Below are 25,165 nucleotides of genomic sequence, written 5' to 3' on the forward strand. Positions count from 1 at the left end.
CATTCTTGTATTCCTTAACAAGTGCGACCTTGTTGATGATGAAGAATTACTTGAATTAGTAGAAATGGAAGTTCGTGAACTTCTTTCTACTTATGACTTCCCAGGTGATGACACTCCTATCATCCGTGGTTCAGCACTTGCTGCACTTAATGGTGATGCTGGTCAATATGGCGAGTCAGCAGTTCTTGCACTTGTTGAAGCGCTTGATACTTACATTCCAGAACCAGAACGTGCTATCGATAAAGCATTCTTGATGCCAATCGAAGACGTATTCTCTATTTCTGGTCGTGGTACAGTGGTAACAGGTCGTGTAGAGTCTGGTATCGTTAAAGTCGGCGAAGAAGTTGAAATCGTTGGTATCAAAGATACAGTTAAAACAACTGTAACTGGCGTAGAAATGTTCCGTAAATTGCTTGACGAAGGTCGTGCAGGCGAGAACTGTGGTGTACTTCTACGTGGTACTAAGCGTGAAGACGTACAACGTGGTCAAGTACTTGCTAAACCAGGTACAATCAAGCCACACACTAAATTCGATGCGGAAGTATATGTACTTTCTAAAGAAGAAGGTGGTCGTCATACTCCATTCCTTAACGGTTACCGTCCACAGTTCTACTTCCGTACAACTGACGTAACTGGCGCAATCCAATTACAAGACGGCGTTGAAATGGTTATGCCAGGTGACAACGTTGAAATGTCAGTAGAACTAATTCACCCAATCGCAATGGACCCAGGTCTACGTTTTGCGATCCGTGAAGGTGGTCGTACTGTAGGTGCTGGTGTTGTTGCGAAAGTAACTCTATAATCACTCAAGCATGATTCTAACCGAGAGTTTCGACTCTCGGTTTGTGTCTATAGGTCAGTAGTTCAATTGGTAGAGCGTCGGTCTCCAAAACCGAATGTTGGGGGTTCGAGTCCCTCCTGGCCTGCCATATTTTTGAAATAAAAACTTGATGTCGGCTAAACTGGTCATATAATAAGTCGCGAAACCTACGACGAGTACAAAAATGTCGAATGATAAATCACGTGACGCAATGAGCGACGCGGCAATTCCCCAAAGAAACAATTCTGCTGAAGTGGTGAAATCAAGTTCTCCATTAGATTTTATTTTGTGGATTATTGCACTGGCTTTATTTGGCTGTGCTTTAATGACAAATCAATATCTTCCAGCATATTGGGCGCCAGCGAATGGTATTTGGGTGCGTGTTGGGGTAATTATAGCTTGTATCGTAGTGGCTTTAGGTTTATTATACGCCACCCATCAAGGCAAAGGCTTTGTTCGTTTGCTTAAAGACTCACGTATCGAATTACGTCGAGTAACTTGGCCAACGAAACAAGAAACAGTGACTACTTCATGGCAGGTTCTGCTTGTTATCATTGTTGCTGCAATCATTCTGTGGTGTTTTGACTACGTTATTGGTTGGTTTATGAAGTTTATTATCGGGTAAGAGAGCTATGAAACGTTGGTACATTATTCATGCCTATTCAGGCTATGAAAAACAAGTGATGCGTTCGCTTAATGATCGAATCCAGCGTAGCGCTGTTGCTGATAGTTTTGGTGAAGTCCTTGTTCCTACCGAAGAGGTGGTAGAGATGAAGGATGGTAAGAAACGCAAATCAGAGCGTAAATTCTTTCCAGGCTATGTTTTAGTCGAAATGGAAATGAATGATGAAACTTGGCACATTGTTAAAGAATGTCCAAAAGTATTGGGTTTCATCGGTGGTACGGCAGAAAAACCTGCACCTATTACGCAGAAAGAAGCTGATGCGATTCTTGCGCGTGTACACAATAAAGGTGAAGCACCTCGTCCTAAGACGATGTTTGAACCTGGTGAAGAATTACTTGTTGTTGATGGCCCATTCACAGACTTTAAAGGTGTGGTTGAGGAAGTTCAATACGAAAAATCGCGTTTAACGTTGACGATTAATGTGTTTAATCGCCCAACTCAAGTTGAATTGGAATTTCGTCAAGTCGAAAAATCAATTTAATTTAAATGGTTTTAAAGCGCCCGATTTGTTATGGATCGGGCATTGTTATTGTAACGGTATCGTTACTTAGAAGTTTGGGGAGCTCTAAAAGGCGTTTGTACCCAGAGGTATTTTGAAATGGCTAAGAAGATTGACGGCTATATCAAGCTGCAAGTTCCAGCTGGTAAAGCGAATCCATCTCCACCGATTGGTCCTGCACTAGGTCAACGTGGTGTTAACATCATGGCATTCTGTAAAGAATTCAATGCTGCTACACAAAAAGTTGAACCAGGTCTTCCAATTCCTGTAGTGATCACTGTGTACAACGATAAGTCGTTCACATTCATCATGAAAACTCCACCTGCATCTATTCTTCTTAAGAAAGCTGCTGGTATCCAAAAGGGTTCGGCTATACCTAACAAAACTAAAGTTGGTAAGTTGACTCGTGCTCAATTGGAAGAAATTGCGACTACTAAAGAACCAGATTTAACTGGTGCTGATTTAGACGCACGTGTACGTACCATCGCTGGTTCTGCGCGTTCTATGGGCTTGGAAGTGGAGCTATAAGACATGGCTAAATTAACTAAACGTCAAAAAGCCATTGCTGCTGCTATTGAAGCAAACAAAGTTTACACTTTGGAAGAAGCAGTACAAGTTCTTAGCAGCCTTCCTGCTGCAAAATTCAAAGAATCTTTGGATGTTGCGGTAAACTTGGGTGTTGATCCTCGTAAATCTGACCAAGTGGTTCGTGGTGCAACTACACTTCCTGCAGGTACTGGTAAAACTGTACGTGTAGCTGTATTTGCTCAAGGTGCTGCTGCTGAAGCTGCTAAAGCTGAAGGCGCTGACATTGTTGGTTTTGATGATCTTGCTGAAAGCATTCAAGCAGGTAATCTTGACTTCGACGTTGTTATTGCTGCTCCAGATGCAATGCGCGTTGTAGGTAAGTTAGGTACGATTCTTGGTCCACGTGGCTTAATGCCAAACCCTAAAGTGGGTACTGTAACTCCTGACGTAGCAACTGCAGTTAAAAATGCAAAAGCGGGTCAAGCACGTTACCGTGTAGACAAAGCAGGTATCATCCATGCTGCGATTGGTCAAGTAGGTTTTACTGCTGAAGCTGTTCGTTCAAACGTTGAAGCGCTTATCGCTGACCTTAAGAAAGCAAAACCTGCTACTTCTAAAGGTATTTACATCCAAAAGATCACTTTGAGCTCAACTATGGGTCCTGGTCTTGTTGTTGATGTACAAAACGTTTCTAAATAAGTTTCGACTTAATTAAAGAATTTTAAAGTCCTGTGAATCTCCTTCTCCCTCAGGGAGAAGGTCGGGATGAGGGTAAAACCTCTCCCTAACCCTCTTCTAGTAGGAGAGGGGATGCGCAGGCGGACTTTGAATTGATAGATGTAAATTTATCAGCGTCAAAGACCTCAGGCGAGGTGGGTTTTCGGACTTACTTCTTAATCAATCAGCCTGAGTAGACGCGGTGGTGTGATTTGTTCATCCTCCGCGTGTAAGTTCAATGATGGACTTACGAATTGGGAGTGTACCTGTTATTTGGGTACATAAATCACCGTTAGGAGGTTTTACAATGGCTCTTCTTATCGAAGGCAAAAAACAGATCGTTGCTGAAGTTGCTGAAGTTGCTTCTACAGCGTTTGCTGCCGTTGTTGCTGACTATCAAGGTTTAACTGTTGAGCAATTAACTGCTCTTCGTGTTGAAGCTCGTAAGCTTGGTGTTTACACACGTGTTGTGCGTAACACTTTGGCTAAACGTGCTCTTCAAGATACTCAATTTACTATCTTGAATGACAACCTTGTCGGTCCAACAATCTTGGCTTTCTCGACTTCTGAAGATGACATGGGCGCAGCTGCTCGTTTGTTTGAAGAATTTGCTAAAACTAACAAAGCATTTGAATTAAAAGCTGCTGCATTTGACGGCAAAGTTTATCAAGGTGCTGAAGTTAGCGTTATTGCGAATCTTCCAAACCAAGAAAAAGCACTTACTATGCTTGCCAATGTTCTTCAAGCTCCTATTTCGAAATTGGGTCGCCTTATTACAGCGCTCAAAGAGAAAAACGAGTCAGAAGCTGCATAAGCTTAAATCTATTTACACACCATTCAATTTCCATTTGGAGTTATTCTCATGGCTTTAACTAACGAAGAAATCTTAAACGCAGTTGCTGAAAAAACTGTTCTTGAACTTGTTGAACTTATTTCTGCTTTTGAAGAGAAATTCAACGTATCTGCTGCTGCTGTAGCTGTTGCTGCTGGTCCAGCTGCTGCTGCTGTTGAAGAGCAATCAGAATTCAATGTTGAATTGACTTCTTTTGGCGCGAACAAAGTTGCTGTAATTAAAGCAGTTCGTGAAGTAACTGGTCTTGGCTTGAAAGAAGCTAAAGATTTAGTTGAAGGCGCTCCTTCTAACCTTAAAGAAGGCGTTTCTAAAGAAGAAGCTGAAGAACTTAAGAAAAAACTTGAAGAAACTGGTGCTACAGTTACTGTTAAGTAATTTCGCTAGGGGGCAAATTTTAATTTGACCCCAAAAAGTGGCTGATGGCTCTTGGGTCATCAGCCTTTTTGCGTTACAATAATCGGCTCGATTTTAGATTGATTGATATAAAAATCATCAATTTTTAAAACAAATAAATGAAATCAAACGCTTACCAATATTTTTCAAATTTAAAAATATTGTTAAGCGTTTTGTACCACTGAAATTTGCAGCATTTGTATAAAAGTGGTGGTCATATCGACCTGCGTAATTCCTTCTAAGTTCGTTCTGCAGGCGGACTTAGTTTACTTTCCGAGGACTCCAGATGGCATACTCATATACCGAAAAGAAACGGATCCGTAAGAATTTTGGTAAATTGCCCCTAGTCATGCATACTCCGTATCTGCTTGCGATTCAAGTTGACTCGTACAGAACATTCTTGCAAGACGGCAAAACTCCAAAAAATCGCGAAGATATCGGTCTGCAAGCCGCGTTTCGTTCAGTTTTTCCAATTGAAAGTTATTCTGGCAATGCTGCTTTAGAATTCGTTGAGTATAGTCTTGGTAAACCTGAGTTTGACGTACGTGAATGTATTTTACGTGGTTCGACTTATGCGGCACCAATGCGCGTTAAAATTCGTTTGATCATTAAAGATCGTGAAACGAAATCTATCAAAGACGTTCGTGAGCAAGAAGTGTACATGGGTGAAATGCCACTCATGACTGAGAATGGTACGTTTGTTATTAACGGTACTGAGCGTGTAATTGTATCTCAATTACACCGTTCTCCAGGCGTATTCTTTGACCATGATAAAGGTAAGACTCACTCAAGCGGTAAAGTGCTTTATTCAGCACGTATTATTCCTTACCGTGGTTCATGGTTAGATTTTGAATTTGATGCTAAAGATTTAGTCTTTGTTCGTATTGACCGTCGTCGTAAATTACTTGCGACTGTTGTATTACGTGCATTGAACTATAGCAATGAACAAATTCTAAATATGTTCTATGAGAAAGTACCTGTATATCTTGATATGGGTAGCTATCAAATTGATTTAGTACCAGAACGCCTTCGTGGTGAAATGGCACAATTCGATATTGCTGACAATGATGGTAAGAACATTGTTGAACAAGGTAAACGTATTAACGCACGTCATGTACGTCAAATGGAAGCTGCTGGTTTAACTAAACTTTCAGTTCCTGATGAATACTTATATGAGCGTATTACAGCAGAAGATATTACTTTACGTGATGGTGAAGTAATTGCTGCGAATACAGTGCTTAGCCATGAAATCATGGTGAAAATTGCTGAAGGTGGTGTTAAACAATTTAACATCCTATTCACCAATGACATCGATCGTGGTTCTTTCATCGCAGATACTTTACGTGCAGATACAACATCTGGTCGTGAAGAAGCGCTTGTAGAAATCTACAAAGTAATGCGTCCAGGTGAGCCACCGACGAAAGAAGCTGCTGAAAATTTATTTAATAACTTATTCTTCTCTACAGAGCGTTATGATTTATCGCCAGTAGGTCGTATGAAGTTTAACCGTCGTTTGGGTCGTCCTTACGAAGTGGGTACAGATCAAAAGTCTCGTGAAGTAGAAGGTATTCTTTCTAACGATGACATCATTGATGTACTTAAAACACTTGTAGAGATCCGTAACGGTAAAGGCGAAGTCGACGATATCGATCACTTGGGTAACCGTCGTGTTCGTTCAGTTGGTGAAATGACTGAAAACCAATTCCGTGTTGGTTTAGTTCGTGTTGAGCGTGCAGTTAAAGAGCGTTTGAACCAAGCTGAAACAGATAACTTGTCTCCACAAGATTTGATCAATGCGAAACCAGTTGCTGCTGCAATCAAAGAATTCTTTGGTTCAAGCCAATTGTCTCAGTTCATGGATCAAAACAACCCATTGTCAGAAATTACACACAAACGTCGTGTATCTGCACTTGGTCCAGGTGGTTTGACACGTGAACGTGCGGGCTTTGAAGTACGTGACGTACATCAAACGCATTATGGTCGTGTATGTCCAATTGAAACGCCTGAAGGTCCAAACATTGGTTTGATCAACTCGCTTTCTGTATATGCAAAAGCAAACAATTTCGGTTTCTTAGAAACACCTTACCGTAGAGTTGTAGACGGTCGTGTAACTGAAGATGTGGAATATTTATCTGCAATTGAAGAAGTAGGTACTGTCATTGCACAGGCCGATTCTGGCGTAGATAAAGAGGGTAACTTAACGGAAGAATTCGTTTCTGTACGTCACCAAGGTGAATTCGTTCGTATGCCTCCTGAAAAAGTGACGCATATGGATGTATCTGCTCAACAGGTTGTATCTGTTGCAGCATCACTTATTCCGTTCCTTGAACACGATGATGCGAACCGTGCATTGATGGGTTCAAACATGCAACGTCAGGCTGTTCCTACCTTGCTTGCTGACAAGCCACTTGTTGGTACTGGTATGGAAGCAAACGTAGCACATGACTCTGGGGTATGTGTGATTGCAGAACGTGGTGGGCGTATCGAGTTTGTTGATGCTTCTCGTGTGGTTATTCGTGTCAATGAAGACGAAATGATCGCGGGTGAAGCAGGTGTAGATATCTACAACTTGATCAAATACACACGTTCTAACCAAAACACGTGTATTAACCAAAAAGTGCTTGTGAAGTTAGGCGATAAAGTTGGTCGTGGTGACGTACTTGCTGATGGTCCATCAACTGATGGCGGTGAGTTAGCGCTTGGTCAAAACATGCGTGTAGCGTTCATGACATGGAACGGTTACAACTACGAAGACTCGATCTTATTGTCTGAGCGTGTACTTCAAGAAGACCGTTTGACTTCAATTCACATTCAAGAATTGTCGTGTGTTGCTCGTGATACGAAGTTAGGTGCAGAAGAAATTACTGCGGATATTCCTAACGTTGGTGAAGCTGCGCTGTCTAAACTTGATGAGTCAGGTATTGTTTATATCGGTGCTGAAGTTGCTGCTGGTGACATCCTTGTAGGTAAAGTAACGCCTAAAGGTGAAACTCAGTTAACACCAGAAGAAAAACTGCTTCGTGCAATTTTTGGTGAAAAAGCTGCTGACGTTAAAGATTCTTCTTTACGTGTTTCTTCAGGCGTTAAAGGTACGGTTATCGATGTTCAGGTGTTTACACGTGACGGTATCGAAAAAGATGAACGTGCTCAAGCAATTGAAAAAGCTCAATTAGATGCATACCGTAAAGACTTGAAAGAAGAATTTAAAATCTTCGAAGAAGCTGCTCGTGAACGTATTGTACGTTTGTTGAAAGGTCAAGAGTCTAATGGTGGTGGTACAACGAAACGTGGCGATAAGCTTACTGAAGACGTATTGTCGAATTTAGAACTTGTTGACCTGTTAGAAGTGCAACCTACTGATGAAGGTATTGCAGAGCGCTTAACTCAAATTCAAGTATTCTTGAAAGAGAAGAGCCAAGAGATCGATGAGAAGTTTGCTGAGAAAAAACGTAAACTTTCTACAGGTGATGAACTGACAACTGGCGTATTGAAAGTTGTTAAAGTTTACTTGGCTGTAAAACGTCGCATCCAACCGGGTGATAAAATGGCGGGTCGTCATGGTAACAAAGGTGTTGTATCTAACATCTTACCAGTAGAAGACATGCCACATGATATCCACGGTGTTCCTGTTGATGTTGTACTTAACCCACTGGGTGTACCATCACGTATGAACGTGGGTCAGATTCTTGAAACTCACTTGGGTATGGCAGCGAAAGGTCTTGGTGATAAGATTGACAAGATGTTGAAAGAGCAGCGTACTGTTCTTGAGCTTCGTGAATTCTTAGACAAGATTTACAACAAAGTTGGTGGTGAGCAAGAAGATCTTGACAGCTTAACTGATGATGAAATTTTAGTATTGTCAGGTAATCTTCGCCAAGGTGTTCCTTTAGCAACGCCAGTATTTGATGGTGCAGAAGAGTCACAAATCAAAGAGTTACTTGAACTTGGTGGAATTTCACGTACAGGTCAGACAGTATTGTATGATGGACGTACAGGTGAACGTTTCGACCGTCCAGTAACTGTTGGTTATATGTACATGTTGAAATTGAACCACTTGGTTGATGACAAGATGCATGCACGTTCTACTGGTTCTTATTCATTAGTAACTCAACAACCGCTTGGTGGTAAAGCGCAATTCGGTGGTCAGCGTTTCGGTGAGATGGAAGTTTGGGCACTTGAAGCTTATGGTGCTGCTTATACACTTCAAGAAATGCTTACTGTTAAGTCGGATGACGTTGAAGGTCGTACTCGCATCTATAAGAACATTGTAGATGGTAACCATTATATGGATCCGGGCATGCCTGAATCGTTCAACGTATTGACCAAAGAGATCCGTTCTTTAGGTATCAACATTGAACTGAAAAATGGTGACTAAGAAATCTCCCCCAACCCCTCTTTGAGAAAGAGGGGAGAAAGTCTCCCTTTACAAAGGGAGACTTAGGGGGATTTTTCGAGATTCCCAAATTTCAGTAAAAAACAATATTTGTGACCCAGTCGGGGAGTGAAAATCTCTCTGACACACGGAGAAAAAAATTGAAAGACTTGCTCGATATCATGCGCAAAAAGACGGACTCAGACGGTCATGCTCCTGTAGAGTTTGATCGCATCCGTATTGGTCTTGCGTCACCAGAAATGATTAAGTCATGGTCTCATGGTGAAGTTAAAAAGCCTGAGACAATCAACTATCGTACGTTCAAGCCTGAACGTGATGGTTTGTTCTGTGCCAAAATCTTTGGTCCAGTAAAAGATTATGAATGCTTATGCGGTAAGTATAAGCGTATGAAATATAAAGGCGTCATTTGTGAAAAATGTGGCGTTGAAGTAACAACTGCGAAAGTTCGTCGTGAGCGTATGGGTCACATTGAGCTTGCTTCTCCAGTTGCACATATTTGGTTCTTGAAATCATTACCAAGCCGTATTGGTTTGCTTCTTGATATGACTTTACGTGATATCGAGCGTGTATTGTATTTCGAATCATACGTTGTTACAGATCCTGGTATGACTCCAATGGAGAAGTATCAACTTCTGAATGATGAAGAATACTTCACTGCATTAGAAGAACATGGCGACGAATTCACAGCGAAAATGGGTGCTGAGGCTGTTCAAGACTTGTTGAAAGACATCGATCTTGAAGCTGAAATTTCTCGTTTACGTGAAGAAATTCCAAACACAACTTCAGAAACAAAGCTTAAAAAAGCATCTAAACGTTTGAAGTTGATGGAAGCGTTCAAAGAGTCGAACAACAAACCTGAATGGATGGTGATGAATGTACTTCCAGTACTTCCGCCTGATCTTCGTCCGTTGGTTCCTCTTGAAGGTGGTCGTTTTGCGACTTCTGACTTGAACGACCTTTATCGTCGTGTGATTAACCGTAACAACCGTTTAAAACGTCTTCTTGACCTTGCAGCGCCAGACATTATCGTACGTAACGAAAAACGTATGTTACAAGAGTCTGTAGATGCATTGTTAGACAACGGTCGTCGTGGTCGTGCAATTACAGGTTCGAACAAACGTCCTCTTAAATCTTTGGCAGACATGATCAAAGGTAAACAAGGTCGTTTCCGTCAAAACTTACTTGGTAAGCGTGTTGACTACTCTGGTCGTTCGGTAATTACTGTAGGTCCTACATTACGTCTACATCAATGTGGTTTGCCTAAGAAAATGGCACTTGAGTTATTCAAGCCATTCATTTTCGCTAAACTACAAGCATCTGGCCAAGCAACAACCATTAAAGCTGCGAAGAAAATGGTTGAGCGTGAAACTCCAGAAGTTTGGGACGTTCTTGCATCTGTAATTCGTCAACATCCAGTCATGTTGAACCGTGCGCCAACACTTCACCGTTTAGGTCTTCAAGCATTTGAACCTATTCTCATTGAAGGTAAAGCGATCCGTTTACATCCACTCGTTTGTGCTGCGTTTAACGCCGACTTCGATGGTGACCAAATGGCGGTACACGTTCCATTAACACTTGAAGCTCAATTAGAAGCTCGTGCGTTAATGATGTCTACCAACAACATTTTGTCACCTGCGAATGGTGAACCGATTATCGTACCTTCTCAGGACGTTGTCTTGGGCTTGTATTACATCACGCGTGATGCGATCAATGCCAAAGGTGAAGGCATGGTGTTTGCGGATACTCACGAAGTAAACCGTGCACTTGCTACAGGTCAAGTTGATTTACATGCTCGTGTTAAAGCGCGTGTACATCAAACTGTAATTGATGAAAATGGTAACCGTGAACAGCAAACGATTGTTGTAGATACAACACCAGGTCGTTGCTTACTTTGGGAAGTTGTTCCTGAAGGTATGGATTTCCAACAAATCAACCTTGAGATGACCAAAAAGAACATCTCTAAATTGATTAACTCTTGCTACCGTAAATTAGGTCTTAAAGATACTGTTATCTTTGCTGACCAATTGATGTACTTGGGCTTCCGTCAAGCAACACGTTCAGGTGTTTCTGTGGGTATGGAAGACATGTTGATTCCACCACAAAAGCACGCAATTATTGAAAAAGCTGAAGTTGAAGTTCGTGAAATTGAACAACAATTTGAGCAAGGTTTCGTAACTGCTGGTGAACGTTATAACAAAGTTGTCGATATTTGGGCACGTACTAACGACCAAGTAGCGAAAGCGATGATGGATAACTTGTCATTTACAACTGTTAAAAACAAACAGGGTGAAGACGAGAAGCAAAAATCATTTAACAGTATCTACATGATGTCTGACTCTGGTGCCCGTGGTTCGGCAGCTCAGATTCGTCAGCTTGCAGGTATGCGTGGTTTGATGGCGAAACCAGATGGTTCGATCATTGAAACACCAATTAAAGCAAACTTCCGTGAAGGTTTGACAGTACTTCAGTACTTCATTTCAACACATGGTGCACGTAAAGGTTTGGCCGATACTGCATTGAAAACAGCGAACTCAGGTTATTTAACACGTCGTTTAGTAGACGTAGCACAAGATTTGGTGATTACTGAGCCAGATTGTGGTACTTACGAAGGTCTTGTAATGACTCCGTTCATTCAAGGTGGTGATGTAATCGAAAACCTTGGTGCACGTGTACTTGGTCGTGTTGTTGCTGAAGATGTGAAGAAAGTAGGTACGGATGAAGTTCTTCTTCCACGTAATACTTTAATTGATGAAAAACTTGCTGCGTTTATTGAAAATGCAGGGGTTGACGAAATCAAAGTACGTTCAGTTGTAAACTGTGCTTCTACTTTCGGCGTATGTGCGAAATGTTATGGTCGTGACCTTGCACGTGGTCACTTGGTGAACCCAGGTGAATCTGTAGGTGTAATGGCTGCACAATCAATTGGTGAACCTGGTACACAGTTAACCATGCGTACATTCCACGTGGGTGGTGCTGCGAGCAGAACATCTGCTGCAAACAGTGTTCAAGTACGTAATAAAGGTACTGTACGTTTCCACAATGTGAAAACTGTACAACATGCTAAAGGTCACTTGGTATCTGTTTCACGTTCAGGTGAAATCGGTATTGCGGATGATTTAGGTCGTGAGCGTGAGCGTTATAAACTGCCTTACGGTGCAAGCATCTTGTTGAAAGATGGTGAATCTGTAGAAGCTGGCGGTATCGTGGCGACTTGGGATCCACATACACATCCATTGGTAACAGAAGTTGCTGGTAAAGCACGTTTCAGCCAAATCGCTGATGGCGTAACTGCAACATCGAAGACTGATGATGCAACAGGTATGACTACTGTTGAAATCTTGCCTGTAACAGCACGTCCTGCTTCTGGTAAAGATATGCGTCCTGCAATCGTGTTGGATACAACCGATGGCGGCGAACAGTTCTACTTCTTGCCACAAAACACAATTGTTACTGTCCGTGATGGCGAAACAATTGGTGTGGGTGACGTTATTGGTCGTGTACCACAAGAAACTTCACGTACTCGTGATATTACCGGTGGTCTACCGCGTGTAGCTGACTTGTTTGAAGCACGTAAGCCGAAAGAACATGCAATTCTTGCTGAAATTTCAGGTGTTGTAAGCTTCGGTAAAGAGACTAAAGGTAAGAACCGTCTTGTGATTACTCCGGATGATGGCTCTGAAATTTATGAAGAGTTAATTCCGAAATGGCGTACCATGAACGTGTTTGAAGGCGAACATGTAAACCGTGGTGAAACTGTTTCTGACGGTCCGCAGAATCCACATGACATCTTGCGTTTGAAAGGTGAAGTTGCACTTACAAACTACATCGTGAACGAAGTTCAAGACGTTTACCGCTTACAAGGTGTAAAAATCAACGATAAGCACATTGAAGTCATCGTACGTCAAATGTTGCGTAAAGTTGATATCACTGATGGCGGTGATACAAGCTTCATCAAAGGCGAACAAGTGGATTACATCCGTGTTGTGGGCGAGAACCAAGCTGTTCTTGCACAGAACAAGTTCCCTGCGAAGTTTGAACGCCAATTGATGGGTATTACCAAAGCATCGCTTTCTACTGACTCGTTCATCTCTGCTGCATCGTTCCAGGAAACAACACGTGTGTTAACTGAAGCGGCTGTAACAGGTAAAGAAGATGATTTACGTGGCTTGAAAGAAAACGTTGTTGTGGGTCGCTTGATCCCAGCGGGTACGGGTCTTGCATACCATTTAGAACGTCGTCGTCAAGAAGCTGAAGCTGCTGAACACGAACTTGTAAATGACTTCTCTGAAGTTGACCAAGCTTTCTCTCAAGCTTTAAACGAAGATTCTTTCTAAGTTTAAAATTTGATCTAAAAAAGACGCCTTAGGGCGTCTTTTTTGTATACTGAATAAACTCAAGTCATCAATAGTAAAAATGGCAATTAAAATTAGATATGCAACAAACGTTTTACTGGCAGTAACCTTACTTCCTGTCTGCATGATGATGTTTTTACCTCAACAACCGACAACGGCGTGGCAAAATACGCTATTCGAGTTCATCACCCTAAAGCTACATATTCAAACAGGAATGTTTGGAGAATTGGCACTTTATACGGTGTTTGTTACCGCTTATTTTTCACTACTCAGTAGCTTGTGGGCTGTATTTATCTTTTGGATGCTTTTAGCGGATAAGCGTTCAGAAATTCCCAAACCATCTCAATTTAGAATTTGGGATGCATTGATGATGATAGGATTAATCATTGGTTTTACTGTTTTTAGTTTCTCGATGATGCGATGGCATTTCTCTAAACAAGATATGACTGTGGCTTTGGGGCGAAACGGCTATTTATTTCAAACGCTCTATCAATATAAACTTGGTATTATTTTTGGTGAACTATTTTTTATGTTATTCCTGATATTTAGCCAGCTAGTAATTTTTATGGTTGTCTATGCGAGTTATAATTTTATCAAAGAAAAATGTAAATAAAATTAATGATTTAGGCTTATAAATTTTATTTTATATCATGCTATTAAAACTAAAATATACATTTGAGTGACGAAGTCACTACAGAGCATTAACATGAATATTATTTTATTAATCTGGCTGATACTTGATAATACTAAGTTACAAATCACAGCATGAAATTACGATTTATTCCATAAATCAATGTTTTCATAAAATGAGTAAATATTGTTGCAAAGCAATATACTTCGTTCGAGTAGAAAAGGATCAAAGACATGAAAAAGACAGTAATGGTCGCAATATGTGCAGCTTTGCCAATTGTGATGTTAACGGGATGTGAAAACATGTCTGCCAATGATAAGCGAATTGGTAGTGCTGCTATCGGTGGTGCAGTAGGTGGTGCAGCAGGTAATCACGTAGGTGGTGGTGTTGGTGCTGCTGTTGGTGCAGGTGGTGGTGCAGCGGTCGGAAGTAAAACCAGCAATGGTTCTAATCGCAATGCAACTTATAGTGGTGTAGGTGCAGGGATTGGTTCAGTGATTGGTAAAGAATTAATTGGTGGTGATACTGGCGCTGCAATTGGTGGTGCAATCGGTGGTGGTACAGGTGCTGCCATTGAAGGTAAAAAATAATTTGATTGAGATTAATGATCTGTCAAATAAAAATAAGCGCAAATTTGCGCTTATTTTTTTGCTGATTAGATGTATTAGATAAGCATTGAATCATAGGGGGTATGCACTTATCTTCTTAGAGGCTGTGGATTTTTACGTCTGATATACAGTGTTTTTTGTACTTCTGCGATTCGCAGTCCAGAATCATCAAAAATATTTAAAGTATAGTTACGATAAACTGGCTGAAAATCTGCAGTCGCTTTTTTAATCTGCTCTATTTCCGCAAAATCTAAGCGAATATCCGCATAAACCGTACTACGACCCGGTGAAAGAAAGTTAATCGTTGCAGCTTTATCCCAAACTACATATTTAGGTCCAAGATGATGCATCAAAATGAGCATATAAAATGGGTCAACCATTGAATATAAACTTCCACCAAAATGCACACCGACAATATTTTGGTTTTTATGCGTTAATGGCATTTTGACTCGGATATGATAATTTTTTAAATCAATCTTATCGATTTCAATACCTGCGCCTTTATATGGAGAATAGTGATTCAACATAAATTTCGACACAAAAGGAATTGTCTGTAGTTTTTTGATTAGTGTATTCATGGTCAATTCTAGTTATTTACTTTTCAACCATAATAAACAACAGAATGGAAAGTGGCATTGATCTAAATGCCCTGAACAATTAAATCATAGTCAATGGTCAAAACAATAAAAGGTGACTCAATGCAAACACAGATGACTTGGATTTCCACACAAGATAATCAAAAACTCTGTGCAAAAACATGGGGGAATGCTGAAAACCCAGCATTAGTATTGGTCCATGGATATCCAGATAATCAAGAAGTATGGGAGCCGGTTATTGAGCAGCTCATCCATGACTTTTATATTATAACTTACGATGTTCGAGGCGCAGGGCAATCTTCTGTACCTAAGCGTATCCGTGATTATGCTTTACCTAGACTCTCTTTAGATTTGGAATGTGTGGTGAATGAACTTTTACCTCATCGTTCTTTTCATTTAGCTGCACATGATTGGGGATCAATTCAATCGTGGGAATCAGTCACTGAAGGTAAATTTAAACAACGTATTTTGTCGTATACCACTATTTCAGGACCATGTTTAGACCATGCAGCATTTTGGATGCGTGATCAGTTTATGCATGAAAAACCCAAGTTTTTTAAACAGCTATTTAAATCTTGGTACATTGTTGCTTTTCAGCTCCCCATTCTTGCACCGACGGTTTGGCATTTTTTTAGTCCACAACGCTGGGGTAAAGTCTTAAATCAACTTGAGAAAACCAAAGGCTTACCGCTCAATCAAAATATTGCAAAAGATGGTGAACATGGCATTGGTTTGTATCGAGCAAACTTCGGTCCTCGTTTGACCATGCCACGTCAACGCCATGCGGTTTGTCCTGTGCAAGCAGTGGTTTTAAAACAAGATAAATTCGTAAGTCCAGAACTGATTGATGAAATGCCGAAGTGGGTGGCTAATTTTGAACGGGTAGAAGTCGATGCAAACCATTGGGCGATATTGAGTCGACCACAAGAAATTGCGCAATATATCAAAGTGTTCGCTCAAAAATCACAATAAATGATATGAGAATATCCATAAAAACTGTCATTTCGACAGTTTTTATTCTTTGGGAATGGGATTAAAGGAGTAAATTTAAAGATTAATCTCTGATAAAATGCCTCCTTTTTTCACAAAACATTTTCTTATGATTGCAATTATCGCTGCTATCGTGGTCATGTTCGGACTTTCTTTAGCCCGTGTACCTGTTGTTTTTGCGCTTATTATTGGTGCTGTGACAGGTGGATTATTGGCTGGTTTAGGTCTGCAAGGGACTTTAGAAGCATTTAATAATGGTTTAGGTGGCGGTGCGAAAATTGCTTTAGCCTATGGTGTATTAGGTGCTTTTGCTTTGGCTTTAGCACGTTCAGGTTTGCCAGATTTATTGGCTTATAAACTGATTCGTACTTTAAAAGCAGACAGTGATCGTAAATCGCAAAATAAAGTGAAATATATTATTTTCGTCACGATTGCTTTAGCTGCCATTTCTTCACAAAACTTAATTCCTGTACATATCGCCTTTATTCCTGTGTTAATTCCGCCTTTATTGGGTGTATTTAACCACTTGAACCTTGATCGACGTGCTGTGGCATGTTTATTGACCTTTGGTTTATGTGCAACTTACATGCTGATTCCAGTTGGTTTTGGTGCAATTTTCCTCAACGATATTTTGGCACAGAACATCAATACCTTTGGTAAGCCGTATGGCTTTGCAGTGAGTAATGAACAAATTCCACATGCGATGCTGATTCCTGTGTCTGGTATGTTCGTAGGTTTACTGATTGCCTTATTTATTAGTTATCGTAAACCACGTCATTACAACAATGTACCAGTTGAAGTGAAAGTACACAGTATTACGGGTGAAATGACTACAGATAGTGCTGATGATAATGCTGTACCTCAAATTGCCAAATTTACGATATTTATGGCGGCTTTTGCCGTTGTAGCGACATTGTCTGTTCAATTGTATTCAGATTCGATGATTCTTGCAGGATTGGTCGGTGTTGCAATTTTGAGTTGTGCTGGCATTTTCAAATGGAAAGAAGCCGATGATGTCATTATTACAGGCATGCGCATGATGGCATTGGTTGGCTTCATTATGATTGCTGCACAAGGCTTTGCCGCAGTGATTGAGGCAACGAATCAAGTTCCTGCATTGGTTACGGCATCTGTGGATTGGATTGGCAACAGTAAGGCATTGGCAGCATTCTTAATGTTATTGATTGGTTTACTGATTACTTTAGGGATTGGCTCTTCGTTCTCGACAGTACCGATCTTAGCGATTATTTATGTACCGCTTTGCATCCAATTTGGATTTAGTCCAATGGCAACCATTGCCATTATTGGTACGGCTGCTGCGTTGGGAGATGCTGGTTCACCTGCTTCGGATTCAACCTTAGGCCCAACGTCAGGTTTGAATATGGATGGGCAACATGATCATATGAAAGATAGTGTTGTTCCAACCTTTATCCATTTTAATATTCCTTTATTGATTTTTGGATGGATTGCAGCAATGGTGCTTTAAGCCATCCATAGTTAAATAGCTGCACTCCAGAACTGCTTTGATCAAGCCTTAAATATTCTCGATATGTGAAGTTTAGGGTGGTGGTTTTAAACCACGATCAAAGCAGTTTTTTATTGAAAAAAATAATATATTGAATTTTAGTTCTATAGAAATCGATTAAATTTATAAAATATTGAATCATTATTTTATTTAAAATGAGAATATTATTGTAAATATTAAAAAGTATATTTTAAATACATTTAATTAGATTTTAATAATAATATCTAAACCATACTAAAATACATTGATTTGATGTATTTAAAATAAAGCATATTAATTTGGTTGGTATTTAAAACCTAGTAAATTAGTTAGATTAATTAAATACCTATAAAATACATGTATTTAAAAATAAGTTTAAAATTTTAAAATAAATGAGTATTGCAATATTTAAAATGAATGTGTTTAATGCAATTAATAACAACGCAGAGGTTTTATAATGTTTAAGAAAGCAATACTTATTACATTAATGGGGATTTCATCTACATCGTTTGCACAGTGGCAAGTTAAAGTTGGTGCTTCAGCAATTGCGCCAACGGAAGACACAGCAATACTCAATGGTGCAGCAGTCGTTAAAGCAGATAATGAATATGCATTTACACCATCTGTAGAATATATTTTTGGTCAAACACCTTTTTCCGCTGAAGTTCTTTTGGCAACACCAATTAGCCATGATGTGTTATTGGATGGTGAAAAGGCAGTTAAACTTAAACATTTACCGCCAACAGTCACGTTTAAATATAACTTTAAAAATTCGACAGGTTTTACGCCATATATTGGTGTAGGTGGAACTGCATTTATTGCATGGGATGAAGAAACTTCAGGTGGTCTTGAAGGTACTAAAGTAAAAGTGAAAGAAGACTTTGGTTTTGCAGGTCAAATTGGTTTTAACTACCAACCTGCGGATGCTAAAAACTGGGGCGTATTCTTTGATGCACGTTATGCTCAACTCAGCCCAGAGGTTGAAGTTAAAGGTGTAACAACATTTGATTTAGATATCGATCCAATGATTTATACCATTGGCTATAGTTATAAATTCTAAGTTTTAGAAAGTAAAAACTCGACAATGCTGTCGAGTTTTTATATTCAGTTTGAAAATAAATGAAGTTAAAATATTGGATAAACTGATCAAAATTTGATTTGGAAATGGTTAAATAAAAGACAAATAAAAAGAACAAAATAGTTACTTTTGACTATATAAGTCATTATCAAATCCAACTAATCTAATCGCTACATTTTAATAATTTAAAATTCTTATGAAAATCTATCTTTATATTTTTAGTATATTCATCTGTATGACTTCAACCACTCATGCGGCAAGTTTTAATTGTGATAAAGCACAAACCAAGACGGAGCATGCAGTATGTGAACATAGAAATTTAAATGATGCCGATGTCAAAATGGCAACCACCTATATTATTATTCGCAAACTTGTACCGATGGGTACTCGGGGCGTCATTCAAGATCAACAAGTCAAATGGTTACAGCTACGAGATCAGTGTCAAGATAATGTCAGTTGTTTGGCTGATGTCTATAAAATGCGTCAGCAAAAGCTGGATATTTATATGAATCGTGTCTATCAACAAGGGCCATTTTAAAAAAAATTAAGATTTCCTATTGAAATATCGTGAACTCACTCCATTTCTAAAGCATTCAAAAATTCTTTCATCGGTATTTCGAACACTTTTATTTTTTATCGGGTTAAGAAAAGCAAACCGAAATGGAAGGATTTTAATAACAAAATTGATATGAATTTAACGGAGTGATTTATGAGCGAACAAAGCGCACAACAAGGTTCACACAAGCATAGTTTCCAAGCTGAAGTAGCCCAACTTTTACATTTAGTGACGCATTCTCTCTATTCAAACCCTGAAATTTTTCTACGTGAATTGATCTCTAATGCTTCTGATGCATGTGATAAATTGCGTTTTGAAGGGATTAACCATCCTGATTATTATGAAAATGATCCAAATCTTCATGTCCGTGTTAGCCTCGATAAAGATGCAAAAACAATCACCATTTCTGATAATGGTATTGGTTTAAGCCAACAAGAAGCGATTGAAAATTTAGGTACAATTGCCAAGTCTGGTACCAAAGACTTTATGTCTAAATTGTCAGGTGACCAGAAGTCTGATGCGCAGTTGATTGGTCAGTTTGGTGTTGGTTTTTATTCAGGGTTTATTGTTGCGGATAAAATTACCGTTGAATCACGTCGTGCAGGTTTAGATGCAAGCGAAGGTGTACGTTGGATCAGTGGTGGAACTGGTGATTTTGAAGTAGAACAAATCAGTAAGGATTCACGTGGAACAGATATTATTCTGCATTTACGTGATGATGCTTTAGCATATTTGGACAGCTATAAAGTTAAACAGATCATCAATAAATATTCTGATCACATCAGCCTGCCGATTGAAATGCAAAAAGAAGTTTGGCAAGAAGATGAAGTTGTTGAAGGTGAAGAAAGCAATGCTTCAAATGGAGGTCAATATGTCAAAACTGATGAATGGGAAGCAATTAACTCTGCAAGCGCATTGTGGACACGCAATAAGAGTGAAATTACTGAAGAGCAATATGTTGAGTTCTATAAGAATTTAACCCACGATTTTGATGCACCATTGGCATGGGCACATAACCGCGTTGAAGGTAGCACTGAATATACGCAATTGCTTTATATTCCAAGCAAAGCACCGAGTAATATTTTTACACGTGAAGCGAAAGCAGGTATTAAGCTTTATGTAAAACGTGTATTTATTATGGATGATGCAGACAATCTGATTCCAAATTATCTTCGTTTTGTACAAGGGATCGTGGATAGTGCAGACCTTCCATTAAACGTAAGCCGTGAGTTATTACAAGAAAGCCGTGATGTAAAAACGATTCGTGAGGGGAATACTCGCCGTGTCTTAACAACTTTAGATAGTTTGGCGAAATCTGAAGACGAAGCAGATCAAGAAAAATTCAAAACGTTCTATGCTGAATTTGGTTCAGTGATTAAAGAAGGTTTGGGTGAGGATTTTGGAAATCGTGAACGTATTCTGAAATTATTACGTTTTTCTACATCAACCAATGATGAAGTTTCGACCTCACTTGAAGCCTATAAAGCACGCATGAAAGAAGGGCAGAAAGCCATCTATTATGTGACTGCGGATAGTTTAACTGCTGCAAAAAATTCACCACAACTTGAATTGTTCCGTAAGAAAGGCATTGAAGTCTTACTCATGGCTGATCGTGTTGACGAATGGGCAATGGAGTTTGTGAATGAGTTTGATGGCACACCAATGCAAAACGTTGCCAAAGGTGCTGTTGATCTCGGTGATTTGCAAGATGCGGAAGAGAAGAAAGCTTTAGAAGCTGCGGCTGAACAATTTAAGCCTGTGGTTGATAAACTTTCTGATTCATTGAAAGCGAAGACTAAAGAAGTCCGTGTAACCACACGTTTGGTAGATTCACCTGCATGTTTAGTAACAAGTGACGGTGATTTGTCGCCGCAATTGATTCGTATGTTGAAACAGGCAGGTCAAGCTGTTCCTGAGTCTAAACCGATCTTAGAGATTAACCCTGAGCATCCTTTGGTGAAAAAACTTGAAGGTTCAGCGCAATTCGATGACTTGGCCAATGTGATTTTTGATCAAGCGGTGATTGCCGAAGGTGGTTTACCTGATGATCCTGCTGAATATGTAAAACGCATTAACAACTTATTGCTTAAAGCTTAAGTAAGTTGTTATTGTTAAAAAGCCTATCTTCAAGGTTAATGCTGATCAGCTAAGAGTAATTTAGTGATTACTCATTTAAGAATCTCCCCTAACCCCTCTTTAAAAAAGAGGGGAATTATTGAGAATCTAAAATAATTTTAGATTTCTTGTGCAGCGGTGCTACTCATTCCTCCTTTTCCAAAGGTGAGGACTACTCCGCAAGGGGAAGGATTTAAAGTTGCTATAAAACAGTTGTTATTATTTTGCAGAATAGATTTTTAGAATAATGCTTCTAAACGGATCAAAGCCCTTGGATAATGACCACGATCTTCACGATGATCATTAAAATAGTTTAAATCACCTTGTACAAAGAACCATTCTCGCAATACAGGTTGACGCCAAGAAACAAAAGGCCCCCAACTGTTGAGTCTCAAATCACTCTCATTGTAATAACCACCTGTGTAGATGCCGTAGTTAAAACGATTGCCTTTAAAAAATTGGTGTTGACGATATGTGCGATTGTTCCAAGTTAAATCATCATCTTGCTCATCGGCATAGGTGACATTAAACTGATTGGAAAGAAATGGTTGGTCTGGACGTGCATGGGTCAGTTCTAAATTGGTTCTGAGGTAATTTTTACTGTCGATACCATAACGATAAATTTGTTCAGCATGAAAATAGAAATCATCGCCTAAGTCCCAATCTTTTTCAGCTTTAAGGCGAGCATAGATATCATTACCTGAACGAATACCTAAGTCGGCATCGACATCAAAAGGCAGTTTCTTAGACGCTTGTGACCAGCGTAATGCAATGGAGCTGTTGTCGTCTCGAGCACTTTTACCATTAAATTTTTTATCAGGATCGGCTTCAGCATTTGGATTGCTAATCGCAATATTATTTTCAAGTTCATCATCTAAAGAATCATCACCAAAAACCACACTTAAACGATTTTCAAGGGTTGGTAATTTGATTTTGCCTCGGATACGTGGGCTGATATCATAACCATCGTGTTCATCCCAACGGTTATCGACTAAAACCCTTAACGTAGCTGTTGCTGGTTTTTTCGGATCGGTTTCTCCAAACCAACTGTCCATTTTATTTGCAGTACGATCTACCCAATTACGGATACTTTTTTGCTTTTTATCTGTCCATGTTTGGTTTTCAGTGGCTTCTGTTGGCGGAACAATATCGTCATTAGATTCATTGGGGAAAACTGTTGGCGTTGCATCGACAGCACGTGGAATATAATTGAGCCAACCTTTTTCGCCTTCTTCAATAGTGTATAACGATTCAGTTTGCTTCGCCTTTGCATCTGCAAGGCTACTCATTGTTTCAGCAGAGACTGAATTTCCATAAAAACCTCCCAATATAAAAAGATAGGGAACTGCTGAAAGGATCGAATTTAAGTTTTTTGTCATTTTCACTTTTTCTATCTCTTAAAGTTTATGAATTCTTAGTCTTCAAGATCACTATGCCTTAAAGAAACAGTAAATTTCAATCTATTCATTGTGCTAAATATAAAATCTGTTCAAAATGCTTAAAATAGAAGCACAACATGATTTATTTATAAGTTGTCATTGATCAACATAAGCTAAGTTAAGTTGTTATTTAAAATGATGAATGCTTATAAGCATCAGTATTAAATCGTCGCAGGAAAACAAGATGAAGCAGAAAATTTTACTACAAATCTTACTACAAAATGCTCCGATTCAATCTTTCATATTGGTTACGAGTCTTTTATTGTCATCCTCTTTATTTGCTGAGCAAAGTTCGTTATCTCGAACAGTGAAGACGCAATCAAATTCAGCAATTATTGTTAAAAATCTAAATTACAAAACGATTTTTATGCAATTTCATCAGAAAGATATTCGTTATTTAAAAATGAATAATGTATCGATGGATGAAGCGGTTGGGCTAAAAAATAAAGAGGGCAATGTTGATTACGCCGTGTTTAATCCTGTTCAAAGCTATCAAAATGTACAGGGGGAGAAACGTTTTATTGTCCGTTTAGAAATTTTTGGGCAAGACAATGGTGAAATTAATACAGGTCATCCTGCTCGACCAAAAGTAGAACTTTATTTATTTAAACGACTCAGCAATGGGCAATACCAACTACTTAGCCGCTCTCGTCCCAATCTCGATATTTCAGGCAGTTGGGGAGATTCACATTTACAGGCTGAAGATTTTCAAAAAATTCGCCGTGTGGGTAAAGATCAAATGGGGTTGATTTATTCAGGTGGCTATACTTCAACGGGTTCGCATTCTGAATTTTCATCGTTGATTGTGTTGAATGAGCAAGGTTGGATTGAGGAATATCCATTTGGTATTTCTGAGGATAATTCAGGTGCTTATGAAAGTGGTGACCCTAAATTGGCGGGATTTTCTAAGGAATATCAGTTGAAGGCTGATTCAACAGCCCCAAGTTTGTATCCGATCCAAGTGACTTATTCAAGCTATGGCAATATGGATTGGCGTGATCATTTTCCTAAGAATGGAAGTACAGAATTGCTGAAATTTAATGATAAGAAAAATTGTTATATCGATCAAAAGGGTAAATGTAATACGGATTTTGATGACTGATTTTGAAGACTGAACGACATGATGGATCGTCATGGATTACAGTTTTTGGTTGATAGATCGAATTGAACTGTGAGTGATTTCTTGTAGCATTATGTATGATTAATTTGTTTAAATTTTAAACAGACAATATAAGCCCTGTATTTGTAATAGGATGGAGTTTCCTTTTATAAAAAATCGAGTGCGTCACATGGCAATTGCAAAAGTTGTAGAGGTAAATTCGAGTAGCACTAAAAGTTTTGAAGATGCAATTCAAACAGGGATCGCCAAAGTCACAGAAACAATCAAAAATGTACAAGGGGCGTGGATCAACGAACAAAAAGTTATTATTAAGGAAAATAAAATTACTGAATATCGCGTCAATCTAAAAATTAGCTTTTTGGTTGAGTAAGTATTTTAAATTCTATCTACATTCTAAATAATAAAACCCCCGACAATATAATGTCGGGGGTTTTATTTTTAGACTATTTTTTGAATCGACTAGGCGAATACATTTCAAAATAATGTCAAAGCGCTTTGAAATTATTTATTTGGAACATCACAAGATTCATCATTACAAACAGCAGCATCTTGTTGTTCAACTTCAGTATTTTCAATATTTTCAGTATCCTCAGTTTGACCCATTGTTTCTTTGGCTTTTTCTAAAACCTGAACAAAGACGTCACGAGGTTGAGCACCTGCTAAAGCCACACGTTGATCAAAAACAAAGAATGGAACACCCGTTACTTTCAGTTGATCATGTGCAACTTCTTCATCGAATCTGACAAAATCAGCATATTCTTCTGAATCAAGTACATCCTCAACTTCACCTGGATTTAAACCAATACGTGCAGCAACATCTTCAATGGTTTCACGTTCACCAATTGGTAAACCTTGAGTCATGTAGCTATAGAAAAATGCTTCTTCCGCTTCAGAACCTAATCCTTTGCTTTGTGCAAGATGGATAATACGGTGTGCATTGAAGGTATTACCTGAATTGGCATTTTCCCAATTAAACTCAATCCCTTCTTCTTTTGCCATGGCTGCAATATTGCGTTCCATCTCTTCAACTTCTGCAAAAGTACGACCATATTTTTGAGCAAGACGTTCAGTGTTTGAAACCTCTTGGCGAACTGGGGCTTCAGGATCAAGCTCAAAACTATGCCAATGCACTTCAAGCTCAATACCAGTTTGCTTTGCAGCCGCTTCTAAACGTTTTTTACCAATATAACAAAATGGACAAACCACATCTGACCAAATATCTACACGCATGGGAAATCTCAAACTTGAAAAAATCTATTGCATATATCATGGGGTTAATGCGTGTAAA

The 25,165-nt window shown here is 39.2% G+C and carries 20 protein-coding genes, 1 tRNA gene and 1 pseudogene; 19 read left to right on the top strand and 3 right to left on the bottom strand.

The genetic code is table 11. From position 1 onward, the window contains the following. The 12 genes from GGG_RS0109040 to GGG_RS0109095 all read left to right on the top strand — a co-directional run. Window positions 1-802: elongation factor Tu (locus GGG_RS0109040; RefSeq protein ID WP_029574517.1), on the top strand; the 802-nt coding region annotated here is incomplete at its 5' end. Between the two features lie 51 nt (window positions 803-853). Then, window positions 854-929, top strand: a tRNA-Trp gene (locus tag GGG_RS0109045). 75 nt (window positions 930-1,004) lie between these two features. Continuing rightward, a complete protein-coding gene (gene secE / locus GGG_RS0109050; protein WP_010114057.1) occupies window positions 1,005-1,445 on the top strand; it encodes a preprotein translocase subunit SecE in 441 nt (146 codons plus the stop codon). A gap of 7 nt (window positions 1,446-1,452) precedes the next feature. Next, window positions 1,453-1,986 (top strand): transcription termination/antitermination protein NusG, encoded by a 534-nt coding sequence (gene nusG / locus GGG_RS0109055; RefSeq protein ID WP_010114059.1) that lies wholly within the window; start codon window positions 1,453-1,455, stop codon window positions 1,984-1,986. Window positions 1,987-2,103: 117 nt separating this feature from the next. Beyond that, window positions 2,104-2,532 carry a 50S ribosomal protein L11 gene (rplK, locus tag GGG_RS0109060; protein ID WP_010114061.1) on the top strand — a complete coding sequence of 143 codons (429 nt, stop codon included), beginning with the start codon at window positions 2,104-2,106 and terminating at the stop codon, window positions 2,530-2,532. Window positions 2,533-2,535: 3 nt separating this feature from the next. Beyond that, window positions 2,536-3,231 carry a 50S ribosomal protein L1 gene (rplA, locus tag GGG_RS0109065; protein WP_004718482.1) on the top strand — a complete coding sequence of 232 codons (696 nt, stop codon included), beginning with the start codon at window positions 2,536-2,538 and terminating at the stop codon, window positions 3,229-3,231. A 325-nt stretch (window positions 3,232-3,556) separates the two neighbouring features. Beyond that, complete coding sequence (rplJ, locus tag GGG_RS0109070; protein WP_010114063.1) at window positions 3,557-4,063, top strand: 50S ribosomal protein L10; 507 nt, start codon at window positions 3,557-3,559, stop codon at window positions 4,061-4,063. 48 nt (window positions 4,064-4,111) lie between these two features. After that, complete coding sequence (gene rplL / locus GGG_RS0109075; RefSeq protein WP_010114065.1) at window positions 4,112-4,477, top strand: 50S ribosomal protein L7/L12; 366 nt, start codon at window positions 4,112-4,114, stop codon at window positions 4,475-4,477. A 304-nt stretch (window positions 4,478-4,781) separates the two neighbouring features. Beyond that, window positions 4,782-8,870, top strand: coding sequence for a DNA-directed RNA polymerase subunit beta (gene rpoB, locus GGG_RS0109080; RefSeq protein ID WP_010114066.1), 4,089 nt, complete (start codon window positions 4,782-4,784; stop codon window positions 8,868-8,870). 158 nt (window positions 8,871-9,028) lie between these two features. Further along, window positions 9,029-13,222, top strand: coding sequence for a DNA-directed RNA polymerase subunit beta' (gene rpoC / locus GGG_RS0109085; protein WP_010114068.1), 4,194 nt, complete (start codon window positions 9,029-9,031; stop codon window positions 13,220-13,222). Between the two features lie 79 nt (window positions 13,223-13,301). Next, window positions 13,302-13,853 carry a hypothetical protein gene (locus GGG_RS0109090; protein WP_010114069.1) on the top strand — a complete coding sequence of 184 codons (552 nt, stop codon included), beginning with the start codon at window positions 13,302-13,304 and terminating at the stop codon, window positions 13,851-13,853. Window positions 13,854-14,104: 251 nt separating this feature from the next. Beyond that, window positions 14,105-14,461 (top strand): hypothetical protein, encoded by a 357-nt coding sequence (locus GGG_RS0109095; RefSeq protein WP_010114070.1) that lies wholly within the window; start codon window positions 14,105-14,107, stop codon window positions 14,459-14,461. 107 nt (window positions 14,462-14,568) lie between these two features. On the opposite strand, the gene GGG_RS0109100 is transcribed toward GGG_RS0109095, so the two are convergent. Then, window positions 14,569-15,057 (bottom strand): PaaI family thioesterase, encoded by a 489-nt coding sequence (locus GGG_RS0109100; protein ID WP_010114071.1) that lies wholly within the window; start codon window positions 15,055-15,057, stop codon window positions 14,569-14,571. A 120-nt stretch (window positions 15,058-15,177) separates the two neighbouring features. Here GGG_RS0109100 and GGG_RS0109105 point away from each other — a divergent pair, with 120 nt between their 5' ends. The 5 genes from GGG_RS0109105 (at window position 15,178) to htpG (ending at window position 21,300) form a co-directional block, all read left to right on the top strand. Further along, entirely contained in the window at window positions 15,178-16,047 is an 870-nt protein-coding gene (locus GGG_RS0109105; protein ID WP_010114072.1) for an alpha/beta fold hydrolase, read from the top strand. A gap of 127 nt (window positions 16,048-16,174) precedes the next feature. Next, window positions 16,175-17,551 carry a Na+/H+ antiporter family protein gene (locus tag GGG_RS0109110; RefSeq protein ID WP_029574518.1) on the top strand — a complete coding sequence of 459 codons (1,377 nt, stop codon included), beginning with the start codon at window positions 16,175-16,177 and terminating at the stop codon, window positions 17,549-17,551. Window positions 17,552-18,026: 475 nt separating this feature from the next. Continuing rightward, complete coding sequence (locus GGG_RS0109115; protein WP_029574519.1) at window positions 18,027-18,629, top strand: OmpW family protein; 603 nt, start codon at window positions 18,027-18,029, stop codon at window positions 18,627-18,629. Between the two features lie 214 nt (window positions 18,630-18,843). Continuing rightward, window positions 18,844-19,185: a lysozyme inhibitor LprI family protein gene (locus GGG_RS0109120; RefSeq protein ID WP_029574520.1), complete on the top strand. Its 342-nt coding sequence runs from the start codon at window positions 18,844-18,846 to the stop codon at window positions 19,183-19,185. Between the two features lie 171 nt (window positions 19,186-19,356). Further along, the gene (gene htpG / locus GGG_RS0109125) at window positions 19,357-21,300 is read left to right on the top strand and encodes a molecular chaperone HtpG (RefSeq protein ID WP_010114078.1); all 1,944 of its coding nucleotides are present in this window, start codon (window positions 19,357-19,359) and stop codon (window positions 21,298-21,300) included. A 257-nt stretch (window positions 21,301-21,557) separates the two neighbouring features. Here the strand turns inward: htpG and GGG_RS0109130 are convergent. After that, window positions 21,558-22,544, bottom strand: a pseudogene (locus GGG_RS0109130) (hypothetical protein); the annotation flags it as partial. 397 nt (window positions 22,545-22,941) lie between these two features. Between GGG_RS0109130 and GGG_RS0109135 the strand changes: the two are divergent. Further along, window positions 22,942-23,859, top strand: coding sequence for a hypothetical protein (locus GGG_RS0109135; RefSeq protein ID WP_010114081.1), 918 nt, complete (start codon window positions 22,942-22,944; stop codon window positions 23,857-23,859). A 187-nt stretch (window positions 23,860-24,046) separates the two neighbouring features. Then, window positions 24,047-24,247, top strand: a complete 201-nt coding sequence (locus GGG_RS0109140; protein ID WP_010114083.1) for a dodecin family protein — start codon at window positions 24,047-24,049, stop codon at window positions 24,245-24,247. Window positions 24,248-24,378: 131 nt separating this feature from the next. On the opposite strand, the gene GGG_RS0109145 is transcribed toward GGG_RS0109140, so the two are convergent. Next, window positions 24,379-25,107, bottom strand: coding sequence for a DsbA family oxidoreductase (locus tag GGG_RS0109145; RefSeq protein WP_010114085.1), 729 nt, complete (start codon window positions 25,105-25,107; stop codon window positions 24,379-24,381). Window positions 25,108-25,165 lie beyond the last annotated feature (58 nt).

This window comes from Acinetobacter sp. P8-3-8 (assembly GCF_000214135.1).
GTDB lineage: Bacteria > Pseudomonadota > Gammaproteobacteria > Pseudomonadales > Moraxellaceae > Acinetobacter.

Bases quoted from the DNA above. Each gene is read 5' to 3' on its own strand.
- GGG_RS0109135 (WP_010114081.1), top strand. From the start codon at position 22,942: ATGAAGCAGAAAATTTTACTACAAATCTTACTACAAAATGCTCCGATT.
- GGG_RS0109115 (WP_029574519.1), top strand. From the start codon at position 18,027: ATGTTTAAGAAAGCAATACTTATTACATTAATGGGGATTTCATCTACA.
- secE (WP_010114057.1), top strand. From the start codon at position 1,005: ATGTCGAATGATAAATCACGTGACGCAATGAGCGACGCGGCAATTCCC.
- nusG (WP_010114059.1), top strand. From the start codon at position 1,453: ATGAAACGTTGGTACATTATTCATGCCTATTCAGGCTATGAAAAACAA.
- GGG_RS0109120 (WP_029574520.1), top strand. From the start codon at position 18,844: ATGAAAATCTATCTTTATATTTTTAGTATATTCATCTGTATGACTTCA.
- GGG_RS0109110 (WP_029574518.1), top strand. From the start codon at position 16,175: ATGATTGCAATTATCGCTGCTATCGTGGTCATGTTCGGACTTTCTTTA.
- rplK (WP_010114061.1), top strand. From the start codon at position 2,104: ATGGCTAAGAAGATTGACGGCTATATCAAGCTGCAAGTTCCAGCTGGT.
- rplJ (WP_010114063.1), top strand. From the start codon at position 3,557: ATGGCTCTTCTTATCGAAGGCAAAAAACAGATCGTTGCTGAAGTTGCT.
- htpG (WP_010114078.1), top strand. From the start codon at position 19,357: ATGAGCGAACAAAGCGCACAACAAGGTTCACACAAGCATAGTTTCCAA.
- GGG_RS0109095 (WP_010114070.1), top strand. From the start codon at position 14,105: ATGAAAAAGACAGTAATGGTCGCAATATGTGCAGCTTTGCCAATTGTG.
- rpoB (WP_010114066.1), top strand. From the start codon at position 4,782: ATGGCATACTCATATACCGAAAAGAAACGGATCCGTAAGAATTTTGGT.
- GGG_RS0109100 (WP_010114071.1), bottom strand. From the start codon at position 15,057: ATGAATACACTAATCAAAAAACTACAGACAATTCCTTTTGTGTCGAAA.
- rplA (WP_004718482.1), top strand. From the start codon at position 2,536: ATGGCTAAATTAACTAAACGTCAAAAAGCCATTGCTGCTGCTATTGAA.
- GGG_RS0109090 (WP_010114069.1), top strand. From the start codon at position 13,302: ATGGCAATTAAAATTAGATATGCAACAAACGTTTTACTGGCAGTAACC.
- rplL (WP_010114065.1), top strand. From the start codon at position 4,112: ATGGCTTTAACTAACGAAGAAATCTTAAACGCAGTTGCTGAAAAAACT.
- GGG_RS0109105 (WP_010114072.1), top strand. From the start codon at position 15,178: ATGCAAACACAGATGACTTGGATTTCCACACAAGATAATCAAAAACTC.
- GGG_RS0109140 (WP_010114083.1), top strand. From the start codon at position 24,047: ATGGCAATTGCAAAAGTTGTAGAGGTAAATTCGAGTAGCACTAAAAGT.
- GGG_RS0109145 (WP_010114085.1), bottom strand. From the start codon at position 25,107: ATGCGTGTAGATATTTGGTCAGATGTGGTTTGTCCATTTTGTTATATT.